We start from the raw sequence: 15,259 nt of genomic DNA, 5'->3' as shown, positions 1-15,259 counted from the left end.
TTGTGGGTTACGTAGAGGATCGCGTCCACGATGTCGCGCCGGTCGTGTTTCTCGGGCCGGCCGTCTTTCGGGACCGGAGGCAGCAACGGCTGGACGTAGGCCCACTCCTCATCGGACAGATCCGACGGATACCGGTGCGATCGCGCCATGTCCGGACCCTGGCGAACCCGCCCTCCCAGCCTGGCCCGCCACACCAGGAAGATCAGGAATGGGCCACATGCGGCCCACACAACCAAGATTCAGGACAGGCACTCAGAGGTATGCGAACACAACCAATGACCACGTCGTGGCTTTCGGCGGCCCGGTCGACCATCGCGGGCCGCCTGTCTCCTGACGGGTTCCAGGAGGCCTGAACGTGGAGAAGCGGACCGGCGACGCAACGCTGGCGCAGCCTGCCCTCAGGCGTCGATCGGCCTTCTGTTCGCCGAGCACGGCCTCGGCCTCGTGCGGTTGGCCGTCCTGTCGCTCAGCAACAAGCTGGAACACGAGCTCTCTGACACTCGACCCCAGCGGCCTCGCCTGGTGGGCGACGGGTCCGCCGGCGTGGGGGCGGTGCTGGCGTCCCAGCGCAGGGCGGAGGCGGGGGTCTTTATCATGTCGGGGCAGACGGTGACCTGGAAGCCGCTCTCAAAGGTCGTTTTCTCCACCACAAAAAAGACTGGAAGGACGTGATCTTCGTGACCGATCTGGTGTCGAAACTGATGGCCCTGTGGTCCAGTCCGCCCGCCGAGGACACCGCGGAAAAGGCGTTCGGCGAGCTGTACACCGACCCCGTGGTCGTCAACGGCACGGCCATGACGGTCTCCCAGCTGGCGGAGCGGGCCGGAGGTCTGCACGCGGCCTTCTCCGAGATCGATCACGAGATACTGGACCACGTCCAGGCTCCCGACCGGGAGGTGGTGGTCTTCCTGCTGCGTGGCCGGCACACGGGGACGTGGGTCACCCCGCTGGGCGAGCTCGCACCGACCGGGCGTGTCTTCGAGGCTCGGGTCATCGACATCCTGCACGTCACCGACGGCCGGGTGGCCGAGGTCTGGACCGTGCCGGACGAGCTGGGCCTGCTGACGCAGCTCGGTGCGGTCAGCCTCGTCGGCCCATAGCCTCGTCGGCCCACAGTCTCGTCGGCCCACAGTCTGGGCCCGAGGCGAGGCGAGCGGTGAAGGCCGGCAGGCAACCGGATGCGCCCACCCGAGCGGCGCGATCGCGCAGTTCCAGCGACACGAGGCCAATGCCGGGGGAGTCCTTCGAACCACACCGGACCGGCCTGGACCACCTGACATTCCGGGTGGAGACGCGCTCCGAGCCGGTGGCACACTTCTTGACCCCGCCCTGACCGGCGGGATTGTGTGGGCTCATGGCCGAGATGACCGTGGCGCGGAGAATGTGGCAGCTGTTCGAACCGGTGCACGTGGTCAGCTTCTCCACACCGGCCAGTCTGGCGGTGTGGGCGGACGCCGGGCTGCGCAGCCCGTGGCGGGCCTACTTCGCCGGCCGGTCGGCACCGCTGGGGCCGGTCGAGGCCGGGCCGGTCGTCGCGGCCTTCTACGGCTACTCGCCCGCCATGGTGGCCAGGGCGGTGCCGGAGGTCTGGACCAGGATCCCCCCGGAGAAGGCACTGGCCGTCCGGCTCGACGGCGCCCGCGCGGCACTCGCTCCGCACGTCGCGGCGACCGCCGCGGACGAGCTGGCCGAACTGGCCACGCTGCTGCGCTCGGCGGCCGAGCGCGTGTCGGTCGCCGGCCGGGTGCTGGGTGCCGCGAACGCCGCGCTGCCCTGGCCCGACGACCCGCTCGGCACCGTCTGGCAGGCGGCCACCGTCCTGCGGGAGCACCGGGGCGACGGCCACGCCGCCGCACTGGTCACCGCCGGTGTCGACGGCCTGGAGAGTCTCGTCTGGCGGACCAGCCGGGGCGGCCCCGACCGCGCCTTCTACCAGCGGATCCGGGGCTGGACCGAGGACGAGTGGTCGGCCGCGGCCGACCGGCTGCGGGCCCGTGGCTGGCTCGACCCCGAGGACGCGCCGACCGAGGCCTCCCTGGCCGCCGCCGACGAGCTGGAGGCGACGACGGACCGCCTCGCGAGCCCGGTGTGGGACGCCCTCGGCCCGGCCGCCGTCGACCGCGCCGCCACGCTGCTGGCCCCGATCACCCGAGCCGTCACCACTCCGGGCCCGTAGCCGGCCATGCCCCGCCCCGCCCCCCGGCCCCGCCGACGACGCCGACGACGGCGCCCATCCGCTGGTGTGGGCGGCGATGGCGCCTCCGCGCCTGGTGTCCGTCCGCCCCTGGGGCGACGGGAACGGCCGGATGTCCCGTCCGCCCACTCCCGCGAGGACGGCGACCGGGCAGGCGGCGGCGAGGGCGAGGGGCGCGCAAGGGCCGGGCCGTTGCGCTGAGACGCTGTCGGTATGGAAGGCGTCCTGACAAGAACGGCCCGGCAGGTCGTCGCGCTGGGCGGGATGTCGTCGACGGCCTGCGCGGACACGATCTCGCGCTGATTTCCGCCGGAGTCACCTATTACGCCGCGATCGCGCTGATCCCGGGCGTGCTGGTCGCGATCAGCATGATCGACCGGCTGCTCGGTGAAGCGCGCACCTGTGAGCTCGGCAGCTCGCTGGCTGAGGCCCTGCCCGGCGGTCTGGGCGCGCCCGCGGTCGTCGACATGGCGTTCCGGGCCGCGACGACGATGTCGCCGTTGGTCGTGGCGGGTGCGGCGGTTCCGGCCACGTTCTACGGCGAAGGGCTGCGCCGGGCGTTCGTGCGGCTCGCCGGACGACGCGAGGACCTGGTCGGATGGCGCGGCCGCCTCAGCGTGCTGCCGTTTCTGGCCGCCGCGCCGGTGCTGCTGCTTCCGGTGCTGCTCGTGACGCCGGTGCTGGCGCGGCTGTTCGCCGACAGCGGCTTTTCGGCGGCTCTCGGTGCGGTCGTCGCGTTCATGGTCGACTGGCTGGTACTGACCGCGACCTTGACCTTCGTCTACCGGGTGCTCGGCCCGGGCCGGCCGACCTGGACGGCGACGCTGTGCGTGGCGGGAACGACCGGATCCTTCATCGCGGGGTTCGTGCAGGGGTTCGTGCTCTTCCTGCCGTTCACCCTGGATCTCGGTCTGCCGTTCGGTGGCTTCTATCCGGTGGGCGCGGCCGTCGCGGTCGGCTTCTGGCTCTTCCTGCTCCACCTCGTTGTGCTGGTCGGTTACGGACTCGCACTGCGACTCGGCGAGAACGGCAGCGGCTCGGTGCGCCTTGGCCCATGCGCTGCCGATCGGGTTCGATGATCTCCGCGCAGTACTCGCCGGGCGCGCCAGAGCCATCGATGACGGCGCAGAATCGGACGACTCGTCGGGGATCGTCGGCCCGGACCTGTGTCACATGATGACCTTGTATGCCCGTGCCTGCGCGGACGCCCCACCGGATCCGGCGGGGCTCGCGGGGTGGTTGAAAGAAGGCGCTCAGGTGACGGCGCCGGCGGGGTGATTCGGCCTGCGGTGGCGTCAGGGTGTCCGGTGCGTGATGCGCGGGTGAACTCCAGGCGGATTATCGCTTCCTCGTAGTCGGGTTGACGATTGATCACGGTGGTTTCGAGTGGCTCCCGGCATCATCGGGCTCGTCCTTGTGGGTGGCGCGGGAGGCGAGACCGGATCCCGCGCGAGCGTGCGTGGGAAGGCTGGGGACGCGACGTGAACGGTGCGCGCCGGGCCGTGGGCCTGGTGCTCGCGGCGGTGCTGTTGGCGGGAGTGGTGGTCGCGGTCGTCGTCTCCCGCCAGGGATCGGAGACGGGCGGCGGCAGGCCCGACGTGATCGTGGTCCGGGGGATCGCCGGATCCGAGAAGCAGCCGTTCTTCGACGACCCTGCTGTCGTGGCCGCGTTCGCCCGGGCCGGCTACCGCGTCGAGGTCGACTACGCGGGCTCCCGCGACATCGTGGCGCAGGTGAAGGAGAATCCCAAGGCCTACGACTTCGCCTTCCCGTCCGGGGCCCCCCAGGGCAGCCGGATCGCCCAGGACACGGGCGGCCGCGGCTACGTGCCGTTCTTCAGCCCGATGGCGATCGCGACCTTCCAGCCACTCGCCGAACTGCTGGTCACCAACAATCTGGCGCAGAAGATCAACGACAACTACTACCAGCTCGACATGGCGAAGTATCTGGACGCGCTGCGACAGAACGTCAGGTGGTCGCAGCTGACCGGGAACACGGTGTTCCCGACGGACAAGTCGGTGCTCATCTCCTCCACCGACCTGCGCAGCTCGAACTCCGCCGCCATGTACCTCGCCCTCATGTCGTACACGGCGAACGGGAACGACATCGTCGCCGATCCGGCCACCGCCGATCGCGTCGCCGGGCTCCTCGCCCCGGCCTTCACCAAGCAGGGCTTCACCGACGGTTCCAGCGAGGGGCCCTTCGAGGACTATCTGAGCGGCGGCATGGGCGCCCGGCCGATGGTCATGATCTACGAGGCGCAGTTCCTGGCCGCCCAGGTGGCGAAGACGACCACGCCCCAGATGGTGCTGATGTACCCGTCGCCGACGAGCTACTCGAAGCACACCCTGGTCGGTCTCACCGCCGGCGGTCGGGCTCTCGGAGAGCTCCTGACCGGGGACGCCACCCTGCTGCGGCTGGCCGTCCGCCACGGCTTCCGTACCGCGGACCGCTCCTATGCCAGCGCTTTCGCCCGGGACAACGGGATCCCGGAGCCGCCGCCACTGGTGAACGTCGTCGACGCTCCTACCTACGACATCATGGAAAAAATGATCACTGACATTGCCGGGCCGGCGGGGAGCTGAGGCTGATGAGCATCCGTGCCCGGCGCAGTGTCCTGGCGCTGGCCCTGCTGGCCCTGCTGGCCGCCGCCGCGCTGCCCGCCTGCTCCGACGAGGAGCCGCCGCTGGCCGCCGGGGCCGGGCCGAAGACGACGCTGACCGTCCTGGCCGGCTCGGAGGTGAAGGACATCGAGCCGATGCTGGACGACCTGCGCCACGACACCGGCGTCAAGCTCACCCTCACCTACACCGGCACGCTGGACGGGGCCGACCGGATCGGCCGCCGCCAGGCCGGCACGGACCTGGCCTGGTTCTCCTCGGACCGTTATCTGCGCCTGTTGCCCGGCGGGGCGGACGCGGCCGTCGCCCGGACCTCGATCATGCGTTCGCCGGTGGTCCTCGGCGTCCGCCAGTCGACGGCCCGCCGACTCGGCTGGTCCGGAAACCCGAACGTGACGTGGAAGGACATCGCGGCCGCGGCCCGGGCCGGGAAGCTGCGCTACGGCATGACCAACCCGGCGTCGTCCAACTCCGGATTCTCGGCCCTGGTCGGGGTGGCGGCGGCGCTGGCCGGTAAGGCCGACGCCCTGACCTCGGCTGACATCAGGCCGACGGAGCTGACCGACTTCTTCTCCGGCCAGAAGCTGACCGGCGGCAGCTCCGGCTATCTCAGCGATGCCTATGTCGGCCAGCAGGACAGCCTGGACGGTCTGATCAACTACGAGTCGGTGCTGCTGTCCCTGAACGCCTCGCACCGGTTGCGGGAACCGTTGGAGCTGATCTTCCCGAAAGACGGGATCATCACCGCCGACTACCCGCTGCTGCTGCTCGATCCGGCCAAACGGGACGCCTACCAGCGGGTCGCCGACTGGTTGCGCGGCCCGGCCGTGCAACAGCGCTTGCAGGACCAGACCAACCGCCGGCCAGCCACCCCCACAGTGCCGCTGGACACCCGGTTCACCACCGGGGGCACCCAGGTCGAGCTGCCCTTCCCGGGCACGGCAGCCGTCGCCGACGAGCTGATCCTGGCCTACCTCAACAACTTCCGCGCCCCCACCCACGCGATCTTCGTGCTGGACCTGTCCGGCTCGATGGAGGGCGACCGCATCGAGGCCCTGCGGTCGGCCCTGATCGGGCTGACCGGCGCCGACTCCTCCCTGACCTCCCGGTTCACCGGCTTCCGGGCCCGGGAGAAGATCACTCTGGTGCGGTTCTCCGACGCCGTCAACGGGATCGAGGACATCGCCGTCACCGATCCCTCGCCGGACTCGGCTGAACTGCGAGCACTGCGTCAGGAAGTCGAGGGACTCCCGACCGGCGGCGGCACCGCGATCTACTCGGCCCTGCGGGCCGCCTACGACCGGGCCGCCGGCGACCTGGCCCGAGACGGGACGTACTACACCTCCGTGGTCCTGCTGACCGACGGCGAGAACACGACCGGCGCCTCCGCCGACGACTTCCTGGCGCACCACCGTTCGCTGTCGCCGGCCGCGCGCGCCGTGCCGACGTTCACCGTGCTGTTCGGTGACGCCGACCCGAAGGCGCTCCAGCAGATCGCCGACGAAACCGGCGGCTCGGTCTTCGACGCCGGGTCGACGTCGCTGCCCGCCGTGTTCAAGGAGATCCGTGGCTACCAGTGACCGGCGCGGTCGCTCGGCCCGGCACAGCCGTCCAGTGCGCCCCGGTCGCTCGGCCCGGCACGATCGCTCGGCCACCGAACGAGCCCTGGACTACGCCGGCTCGGCGAAGAACATCGCCGGCTGCGTGGCCGCGTCCGGAGGGCTCGGCCTGTTCTTCGGTGGCGTCGTCGGCGCCCCGGAGTGGCCGTTCGTGGTGACCGCCCTGTACGCGATCGGAGCCCTGGTCGCACCCGCGCCCAGACGCCGGGCGGGTGCCCTGCCTCCGCCTCGCGACCCGGAGGAGCTGCGGTCGGACCTGGCCGCCCACGACCGGCGGTTCCTCGACCAACTGCCGCCCGACGTCGAGACGGCCTACCGAAAGGTCACCCTGGGCCTACGGGATCTGCTCGAACGCCCGGCGCTGCTGCGGGCCGGCTCCCCCGACACGCTCGTGGTTGAGCGGATGGTGGTCGACTACCTGCCGACTTCGGTCGAGGCCTACCTGGAGCTGCCCCGCGCGTTCGCCGACAGCCATCTGGTCGACGGCCGACTCACCGCCAGGGAGCTGCTGCTGGAGCAGCTTGAGCTGCTGGCCACCGCGGCCGAGGACGTCACGACGTCGGCCGCCTGGGACGCGTCCCAGCGGCTGGCCGTCCAGAGCCGTTTCCTGGCCGAACGGTTCGGGCGGACCTCCGGCGACCTGACCCTGGGCGACAGCTGACTGGCGGAGCCGATGCCCTCGACGTCGGTGCGGCCCCACGAGACGCGAGCGATCTCTTCTTTCGGCAAGGCTGCGCAAGGAGACGTCCCGGTTCATCCGCGCCGGACGATGGGCTTGCGGCGTTCGCCGCCGAGGTCATCACAACCCGCTTCACTGCACGGCCGCCGGATGGGCGGGCGCGGGAAATGCAAACCCGAACCCGCAGGTAAACGGCCCGACCGAGATCGGCCAGGTGGTCGCGGGCTTTTCGCCTGTCGCTGAAGCGAAAGAGGAGGTGAATTAATTCCGGCACGGTCCGGAACCGTCGGGAGCCGACGCTCGGCAAGCCTCCCGCCCATCCGCCCGATGGTCGGATTCAGATCTCTTCGCTCGTATCGGGTTGATTTTCCGCTCCTGATCGAGTTGCTGGACCGGGTCAGAGATGGGACGGTAGAGGGGAAAATTCGGAGAGAGGGTGAGGGTGAAATATGAGATTGCCGACCGCCATCTGATTTTTAACCTCCGGTTTTCGGTGCCCTCTGGGTAGTGATCTTTATTTTCCTGCAGGACATCTGGTGATATTTCTCCCGGTCTTCGTCGATCTTTTTCGTGGCTGGCTGGTGGCTGGGTGGGTGGCCAAGGTGTCGTGGCTTTTCTTTGGGCTGGTAATATTATTTCTTGGTGTCTTCGTATATCCGATCGTCGGGGGTATGAAATGGCCTCTGGGGAATTCGGCCATGAACGGGAGGAAGTGAGCCGCGCCCGACCGGCGCCGCGACCAGCGGGTCTGCGGGGGTGCGGCACACCAGGGGCTGAATGGGGTGCGCCCCACGAGGAGAACCTGATCACGACGGAGCGGTCATGAGGCTCGGAAGGACGGGTGATCGTGCTTTCCTGGATGGTTCGCCGGCCGGGGCGGCGTGCGGGAGCGCCGGTGTCACGCTCCCGGCGGGTGGCGGCGTCAGCGGCGTTGGTGAGCTTCGCCGCGGCGGTCGTTGTCATATTCGTCCGGCTGATCGACCGGCCGATCGCCTTGCCGGTTTCGGTCGCCGCGGTGACGATCGTGTTGGTAGCGGGCTGGACGGCGCTGGTCGGACGGGGGCTGCGCCGTCTGAGCGCGGCTGTCGTGGCGGCCTTCACCCTCGGCGGCCTGATCGCCTTCGGGGGGGTGGTCGGCCTGACTACCGTGCTGGTCACCGCATGCCTGCTCGTCACGTCGGGAACCGCGGCGCGCGGCGCGTTCGGACGACACCGACCAAAGGGGCTCATGGTCGGAGCCGCCCGGTACGGCGTCCTGCTGGTGAACCCGCGCTCCGGGGGTGGCGCCGCCGACCGCCACGATCTCGCTCAGGAGGCCGCCCGGCGTGGGATCACGGTCGTTACCCTCACGGAAGGCGCTGATCTACGTTCCCTCGCCGAGGACGCCGCCGACCGCGGAGCCGACGTGGTGGGCATGGCGGGCGGCGATGGTTCGCAGGCACTGGTCGCGGATGTGGCGCGGCGGCGTGGGCTGGCGTTCGTCTGCGTCCCAGCCGGTACTCGTAACCACTTCGCCCTTGACCTTGGGCTCGACCGGACGGATGTGGTGGGGGCGCTCGACGCGTTCGACCTCGCTGTCGAGCAGCGCGTTGACCTCGGTCAGGTCGGTGACCGAGTGTTCGTCAACAACGTCTCGTTCGGCGTCTACGCCGAGATCGTGCAATCCGACAGCTACCGTGACGCCAAGATGGGAACGGCGGCCGCGATGCTGCCCGACCTGCTGGGCGTGGACCGCGCTCCGTGGGATCTTCGCTTCACCGGCCCGGAGGGTCGCGCCGGATCGACCGCGGACGTCCTGCTCGTGTCCAACAACGCCTACCAGCTGCACAGCCTTGGTGGTTTCGGTACCCGGCCCCGGCTCGACAGCGGCCGGCTTGGCATGGCGGCGTTGTGTGTCGATCGCGCTCGCGACCTACCCGCCCTCGTCGCGCTCGAGTCCATGGGTGCCATCAGCCGGTTCCACGGTTTTCACCAGTGGACCAGCCCCACCATGCGAATCGACTCCGCACGACCGGTCAGTGTCGGTGTGGACGGGGAGGCGCTGTGCCTGCCGCCGCCGCTAAATCTCCGCTCGCTTCCGGCGGCCGTGCGCGTTCGGATTCCACTGCACGCGCCCGGGGTCCCGGCCGTGCGGCCGGGTGTCCGAGGGATGTTCCCCGCGCTGATCCGTATCGCCGTTGGCCGGCCGCCAGCATGAACCCTACCCGTGCGTATCGGCGTGGGGGTTAGTGGTCGGCGGCCCCACGACGTCGCCGGAAGGCCTGCCATCGGGGCTCCCGGGACTGGGTCGGGTGGTGCCGGCAGCGGCAAGGACACCCAGCGCGGCCAGGATAACCACGACCACCACGAGGACGAGGGCGACCGATGACGGGGTCGGAGAGTTCCACAGCGCCAAGGCCAGCGCCCCGGCCCCGATGACGATCCCGCTGGTGAGACGGCGATGCCCGTCCAACCAGCGGCCGGCGCCGCCGGTACGGACACCCACCCGGGCCGCGGGCCGACCGACGGCCCCGGTGGCGTGGGCGGCGGCGTCGCGGACGGCGCGGGCGCCGCGTCCCGGCCCGTAGAGATATCCAGCGACCACGATGATGATGGCTATGGTCAGCCAGGTCAGCGCGCTGTCGCGTAGGAAACGGAGGAGAGTGTCGTAGATGGCCGCTGCCGCGTCCTGCGGCTGGGTGTCGGACGGGACGGAGTCCAGATAGATCTGGCGCATGACGGCCAGTCCCACGAGCAGCACGATCAGCGTCACGCCCATTCCGATGCCCGTGGCCATGAGCCCGGCACGGTGCGAGGGCGCCAGCCATACGCCCAGTGCGGCGAGTGCCACAACGGCGGCCGGCAGCCAGAGGCCGAGGATGGCGAGTAGACGCAGAATGCCCTGAGCCTTGGTCAGTTTGTCCGTCCGCAGCAGCACGATCTGTCGGTCGACATCGGGAATCTTGCCGGCCTTCTCGAAGCCGGCGTCGATCAGCCGCTTCTGCACACTGTCGACGACCGGGTCGATGTCCAACACGATCGTGTTGTCCTTGGCCTGCACGGCGCTGCTGCCCTCGCCGGTGAGAACCTTCACCACGGCGGCATGTGCCCGACGGTTCGCGTTCTCCCATACCTGGGGGAACTGGTCGCTGGTGACCACCCCCTGGACCACCTGATGTACCGCGCTGCTCAGGGCGGTCTTCAACGCGCCGGCCAGTGCCTCGGTGTGGTCCACGACAACGGGGGGAGCGCCGTCTCGCGCGAGGACGCCGCCGAGGGACGTGGCGACCTGATCAACGTCGACGTTACGGACGACCCGGTCAGTCAGACGGTCGATCACCATGGTCTGCACCGCGGGGTCGGTGGCGAGCGGGGCGACGGTGTCAACGTACCGGTCTGTGTCGGAGATCGTCGTGTCCGCCCAGGCGGCGATCACGCCGAGCGGCGTCAGCACGACGGCCAGCAGGATCAGGAGGGATGCCCCGACGGTTCGTAGCCGGTCGTGCCGCATCGCCGCCGCGCTGCGCAGCCGCTCGTACTCCGCCCGCTCCCCGACGGACAGGGGACCCTTGTCGTCCGAACGCGCCAGGCCGTCGGAGCCGCCGCCAGCACTGGCAACCAAGGTGCGGTCCCTCCTGCTTTCTGCGTGGTGCGGCCGCCATCACGGTTCCGCGGCACGGTACCGCGGCCGCGTCTTTCCTTGAATGGAGTAGCCGGAAACTGGCGACGGGCGAGACGGGAACATGGCGCCGCAAAATTCCGGAAATATCGAGATCTGATTTCTCTGCCTCGATCCTTTGGCGTCATGTGTTTGCGGACCGCCGGTCTCGGGCATCCGACACTAGGAAAATTTTCTCGGAGTGAAAGTGGTCAGGGCAGGGGGAGAATAATGACGACACAGGCTCCTGAGCGGACACTCGGTGCGATCGCGCACGGCGACGCGCCGGTCTTCGAAGAGATCGTGCAGATGCACCTGGACACGCTCGAGCGGTCGGGCTTGGACGAGCGCACCTACCATCTCGTGCGCCTGGCGGCGCTCGTCGCCGTGGACGCGGCGCCCGCCTCCTATCTGATGCACCTCGCCGCGGCCCAGGAGGCAGGTCTCACTGCCGCCGACGCGCAGGGCGTGACCACCGCCATCGCACCGATCGTCGGAAGTGCCCGGGTTGTGTCGGCTGCGGGAAACGTCCTGCGTGCGCTCGGATTGGACGAGATCCTGAACGAGAACGCGGAGTGACGGGAGTGGTGTCGGGAGCGGTGTGAGGTAGAGCATGGCAGTTGTCGTCAGCCCGCCGCCGGTCGCGGCTGGTTCGCGGCCACGACCATCCGCGAAGTCTGAACAACTCACGCCGATCGAACACGCGGCACGAGGAAAGGACGCGAGGACACTCGCGCCGCGCCGGATCCATGGCGAGTACGCGCCGGCGTCGGGCCGGGTCGATCCGGTCGACGTGATCGAACGGCAGTCGGAGACTCGGCTGGCCGAGCTTGTCCCGCTGCGCTACGAGCGCATGCTGGAGTCACCGTTCCGGTTCTTTCGCGGTGCCGCCGCGATCATGGCGGAGGATCTTGCCGGCACACCGGTCTCGGGGATCGACGTCCAGCTCTGCGGCGACGCGCACCTGCTCAACTTCCGGCTGCTCGCGTCTCCCGAGCGCCACCTGGTGTTCGACATCAACGACTTCGACGAGACACTTCCCGGCCCATGGGAATGGGACGTGAAACGGCTGGCCGCGAGCCTGGTCATCGCCGGGCGCGGCAACGGGTTCGCGCCGGCGCGGCGCCGGGCGGTTGTCACCGCCGCGGTCGGTGCGTACCGGGCCTGGATGCGCCGGCTCGCGGCCATGACCAACCTCGACGTCTGGTACGCCCACATCGACGTGGATCAGCTCCCGGCCCGACTCACGGACGTGCTGGGACGGCGGTACACCAGGCAACTGTCCCGTGCGGCCACCAGCGCCCGGTCCCGCGACCGGCTGCGGGCGTTCGCCCGGCTGACCGAGGTGACCGACGGCCAGCCGCGTTTCGTCTCCGACCCGCCGCTGCTCGTCCCGGTCCGCGACCTGTTCCACGGAGCGGAACATGACCTGCTGACAGACCAGCTCACCGCTGTCATCGACCGGTATGGCGCCACCCTGGCGGACGACCGGCGCTGGCTGCTCGCCCAGTACCGGCTCGTCGACGTCGCGCGCAAGGTCGTCGGTGTCGGCAGTGTGGGCACCCGCTGCTGGGTGGCGCTGCTGCTGGGCCGCGACCGCGACGACCCGCTGCTGCTGCAGGTCAAGGAGGCACAGACGTCGGTCCTGGCGGATCACCTGCCCGCCAGCCGGTACGGCAACCAGGGGGAACGGGTCGTCGCCGGGCAACGTCTGATGCAGGCCGTGGGGGACATCTTCCTCGGCTGGCAGCGGGTGGACGGTATCGACGGGCAGCGCCGCGACTTCTACATCCGTCAACTGCAGGACTGGAAGGGCATCGCGCTGCCCGAACGCATGGACCCCGACGGCCTCGCCCTGTTCGCGCGACTGTGCGGAGCGACCCTCGCCCGCGCCCACGCACGCTCGGGCGACCGCGTCGCGATCGCGGCCTACCTCGGCGCCGGAGACACCTTCGACCGGGCGATCGCCCGGTTCGCCGAGGCCTACGCCGACCAGAACGAACGCGATCACGGGGCGCTCGCCGAGGCCGTGCGGTCCGGACGGATCAGCACGGCAGGCCGGCGGGCGGAGGTGGAACCCGTTGGGGGCGACGGTCGCCGGCTCAGCCCGGCGGGCTGAACCGACCCTGACTTTGAGCGATGCCGTGGGTGTGGGGCGGCAGCGGGGACCAGCCGGCGCCGGGGTCGCCACGAGCAGCCGGGAGGGCGCCTTTCCGACCGCGCCGAAGCACCGCCCCACAGCGTGCTGTCGAATTGTCAGAATTCGGTGTTCGCGAGCCAGCTTGTCCAGCGTTCCCGCTCGCCGAGGACCTCCAGCCGGCCGTCATCGCCAGGGATCCGGCGCAGTAGCGCGAGCAGCAGGTCGGCGGCTGTGCCACGCACCGCTACGTCGCCCTTCTCGTGGGCGTGCTCCCAACCGATCCCGTCCGCGCCGCCGCGGATCGCCCATTCCCCTTCGATGCCGAGACCCTCGTCGGTGGCGTGCAGGTGGACAGTGGCCCCGTCCGGAAGAATCGCGGCGCCGGGCCGCGCGGCGAGCAGGCCGAGCCACTCCGAGATCCCGTCGGCGGCGAACGCGGTTTCAAGCGGGTGCCCGACGCCCAGCGCGAGCGCGGCGTCCACGCGGTGGATCATCGCTTCGTGCATCCGCCGCCGGACCCACCAGCGCGCCGGCCGCGGGCCGGTGAACGTCCATACCGGCGCGTCCGGATCGACGGCGACGGCCTCCAACAGCAGCCGCGGGCTCTCCTGAAGCCAGACGAGCGCGCCGCCGCGGTCCGCCGGCGACTTGCCGCCCTCGACCGTGCGCGGGTCGAGAACCTCGACGGCCCGGGTCCGAACCATCGCGGCCGCCCACCGGTCAAAGCGCCCGACGTGGCGTATGAGCTGGGCCAGATCCCAGCCCGGGCAGGTCGGAACAGGTCTTGACAGGTCGGCCTCGCCGAGTAGATCGGTGAGGAGCCGGTTCTGCGCCAGCAGGCCAGCGGCGTAGTCCACAGCCGGACCATAACGTCCTCAAGCCGCCGAGGCGCTGTAGTCGGCGTCTTCGAGTTGCCAGGAGATCCACTCGGCCCACGGCCGGTCGGGCTGGGTGTAGGAGACGAAGAAGTCCCAGCCCGCGCCGCTACCGCTGGTGCTGTGTGTGTCGCCCCCGTGGCTCAACCGGACAGCGTGCCACCGGGACGGGCCGGGTCAGACCGTGCTCGTATGGCGCTGGCCGGGCCCGGAGAGGGGTCACGTCCATGGACTCCACTGATCCTGGAACCGGTCGGCCGAACCCGCGCCCGCTACTACACGGCAGGCCCCGCTTCCCCCAGCCGGCGCTCGACACCGCACGCACGCCCATGACCTTGAAGAAGCCGTACGCCAGCTGGCAGGTAACCCGCGGGCCGCCGTAGCCCGATCGGTGGTGGCGTAAGGCCCTCTCCCCGCCGGTACGCGGCGCCGCCGCTGCATGACCGGTTCTCCCAGCCCCGGCTGAGCGCGTGCGCCCGGCTGGACGACGATGCTGATGCCAACGGGCGGGCGACAGCTGGTCGTCATCGTGAACAGCCCCTGGAAACTCCTGTCCTGGAAGTGGGTGGCGGTGTCCGAACATCAGATCATCTCGTTTCTGACCGACTACGGCCTCAGCGATGGTTTCGTGGCGACGTGCCACGGGGTGCTGCTCGACATCACGCCCGGCGCCCGGGTGATCGACATCAGCCATGTCGTACCCCCGCAGGACATCCGAACCGGTGCGCGGCTTCTCGCCAGAGTCACGCCGTACCTGCCGAAGGCGATTCACGTCGCCGTCGTCGATCCGGGTGTCGGCGGGCAGCGCCGTCCCGTCGCCGTGGACACCGCCCGCGGGATCTTCATCGGCCCGGACAACGGCCTTCTCGCCTGGGCGGTGGAGGCAGCGGGCGGCGCGCTGGCGGCGTACGAGCTGACGAACGAGAAGCTGTTCCGGAAGCCGGTCTCGCGTACCTTCCACGGGCGCGACATCTTCATGCCCGTCGCCGGTCATCTCGCCCGCGGTACGGCTCTGGCCGACGTCGGGCCGGAAATCCCGACAGACTCGCTGGTGGCCCTGCCCGCGCCGGTGGAGAGGCTCGAAGGCGGTGAGCTCCTCTCGGAGGTGATCCTGGCCGACCACTTCGGCAACCTCCACCTGGCCAGCGCCGTCGACCGGCTCGACTCCTTCTCGCTTTCGGTCGGCCATCCGGTGGTCTGTGTCACGCCGGCCGGCGAACACCGGGCGACCTACGTCGAGGTCTTCGAGGAGGTCCCGCTGGGGGAGCTGGCCTTCTACGGCGACGCGGTGGGGCAGCTGACCATCGCGGTGAACTCCGGGAACGCGGCGGAACGGCTCGGTGTCACCACCGGCGAGATACTCCGGATCCGCATCGCACCCTGATCCGGGGCGCCGGAAGCCCGGAGACCGCGCCGCCGCCAGTTGTCACCAGGCCGGCCCCAAAGCCGACGCCACAGCTGTACCCGCCGGGCATCCCGGCGCTGTCGCCCGGT

General features: G+C 70.1%; 13 protein-coding genes and 1 pseudogene. 10 read left to right on the top strand and 4 right to left on the bottom strand.

The genetic code is table 11. The features are described 5' to 3' along the window. A pseudogene (locus B056_RS38165) lies at positions 1–152 on the bottom strand (transposase); the annotation flags it as partial. 525 nt (positions 153–677) lie between these two features. Between B056_RS38165 and B056_RS0127040 the strand changes: the two are divergent. From B056_RS0127040 to B056_RS0127010, 7 genes are all read left to right on the top strand, one after another. Continuing rightward, a complete protein-coding gene (locus B056_RS0127040; RefSeq protein ID WP_154677262.1) occupies positions 678–1,100 on the top strand; it encodes an ester cyclase in 423 nt (140 codons plus the stop codon). A 254-nt stretch (positions 1,101–1,354) separates the two neighbouring features. Next, complete coding sequence (locus B056_RS0127035; protein ID WP_018504976.1) at positions 1,355–2,176, top strand: SCO6745 family protein; 822 nt, start codon at positions 1,355–1,357, stop codon at positions 2,174–2,176. A gap of 296 nt (positions 2,177–2,472) precedes the next feature. After that, the gene (locus B056_RS0127030) at positions 2,473–3,273 is read left to right on the top strand and encodes a YhjD/YihY/BrkB family envelope integrity protein (protein ID WP_076784784.1); all 801 of its coding nucleotides are present in this window, start codon (positions 2,473–2,475) and stop codon (positions 3,271–3,273) included. A gap of 402 nt (positions 3,274–3,675) precedes the next feature. After that, the gene (locus tag B056_RS0127025) at positions 3,676–4,779 is read left to right on the top strand and encodes a hypothetical protein (RefSeq protein ID WP_020572727.1); all 1,104 of its coding nucleotides are present in this window, start codon (positions 3,676–3,678) and stop codon (positions 4,777–4,779) included. A gap of 5 nt (positions 4,780–4,784) precedes the next feature. Next, positions 4,785–6,395 carry a vWA domain-containing protein gene (locus B056_RS0127020; RefSeq protein ID WP_018504973.1) on the top strand — a complete coding sequence of 537 codons (1,611 nt, stop codon included), beginning with the start codon at positions 4,785–4,787 and terminating at the stop codon, positions 6,393–6,395. Continuing rightward, positions 6,382–7,095 carry a hypothetical protein gene (locus B056_RS0127015; protein WP_026240193.1) on the top strand — a complete coding sequence of 238 codons (714 nt, stop codon included), beginning with the start codon at positions 6,382–6,384 and terminating at the stop codon, positions 7,093–7,095. The genes B056_RS0127020 and B056_RS0127015 overlap by 14 nt, the downstream gene beginning before the upstream one ends. A 913-nt stretch (positions 7,096–8,008) precedes the next feature. After that, a complete protein-coding gene (locus tag B056_RS0127010; protein ID WP_020572726.1) occupies positions 8,009–9,310 on the top strand; it encodes a diacylglycerol/lipid kinase family protein in 1,302 nt (433 codons plus the stop codon). Positions 9,311–9,313: 3 nt separating this feature from the next. Here the strand turns inward: B056_RS0127010 and B056_RS0127005 are convergent, their stop codons facing one another. After that, positions 9,314–10,714 (bottom strand): hypothetical protein, encoded by a 1,401-nt coding sequence (locus tag B056_RS0127005; protein ID WP_018504970.1) that lies wholly within the window; start codon positions 10,712–10,714, stop codon positions 9,314–9,316. A gap of 267 nt (positions 10,715–10,981) precedes the next feature. Between B056_RS0127005 and B056_RS0127000 the strand changes: the two genes are divergently transcribed. Continuing rightward, positions 10,982–11,329: a carboxymuconolactone decarboxylase family protein gene (locus B056_RS0127000; RefSeq protein WP_018504969.1), complete on the top strand. Its 348-nt coding sequence runs from the start codon at positions 10,982–10,984 to the stop codon at positions 11,327–11,329. Positions 11,330–11,363: 34 nt separating this feature from the next. Next, positions 11,364–12,869 carry a DUF2252 domain-containing protein gene (locus B056_RS0126995; RefSeq protein WP_051105758.1) on the top strand — a complete coding sequence of 502 codons (1,506 nt, stop codon included), beginning with the start codon at positions 11,364–11,366 and terminating at the stop codon, positions 12,867–12,869. 137 nt (positions 12,870–13,006) lie between these two features. On the opposite strand, the gene B056_RS0126990 is transcribed toward B056_RS0126995, so the two are convergent. After that, on the bottom strand, positions 13,007–13,747 hold the full coding sequence (locus B056_RS0126990; protein WP_018504967.1) for a maleylpyruvate isomerase family mycothiol-dependent enzyme: 741 nt from the start codon (positions 13,745–13,747) through the stop codon (positions 13,007–13,009). A gap of 18 nt (positions 13,748–13,765) precedes the next feature. Beyond that, complete coding sequence (locus tag B056_RS43140; protein ID WP_018504966.1) at positions 13,766–13,912, bottom strand: toll/interleukin-1 receptor domain-containing protein; 147 nt, start codon at positions 13,910–13,912, stop codon at positions 13,766–13,768. A 424-nt stretch (positions 13,913–14,336) separates the two neighbouring features. Here B056_RS43140 and B056_RS0126980 point away from each other — a divergent pair, with 424 nt between their 5' ends. Beyond that, positions 14,337–15,149, top strand: a complete 813-nt coding sequence (locus B056_RS0126980) for an SAM hydrolase/SAM-dependent halogenase family protein (RefSeq protein ID WP_026240192.1) — start codon at positions 14,337–14,339, stop codon at positions 15,147–15,149. Positions 15,150–15,259 lie beyond the last annotated feature (110 nt).

It is taken from the genome of Parafrankia discariae (assembly GCF_000373365.1).
Taxonomy (GTDB): Bacteria; Actinomycetota; Actinomycetes; order Frankiales; family Frankiaceae; genus Parafrankia; species Parafrankia discariae.
This window is presented reverse-complemented; position numbering and strand designations above follow the sequence as displayed.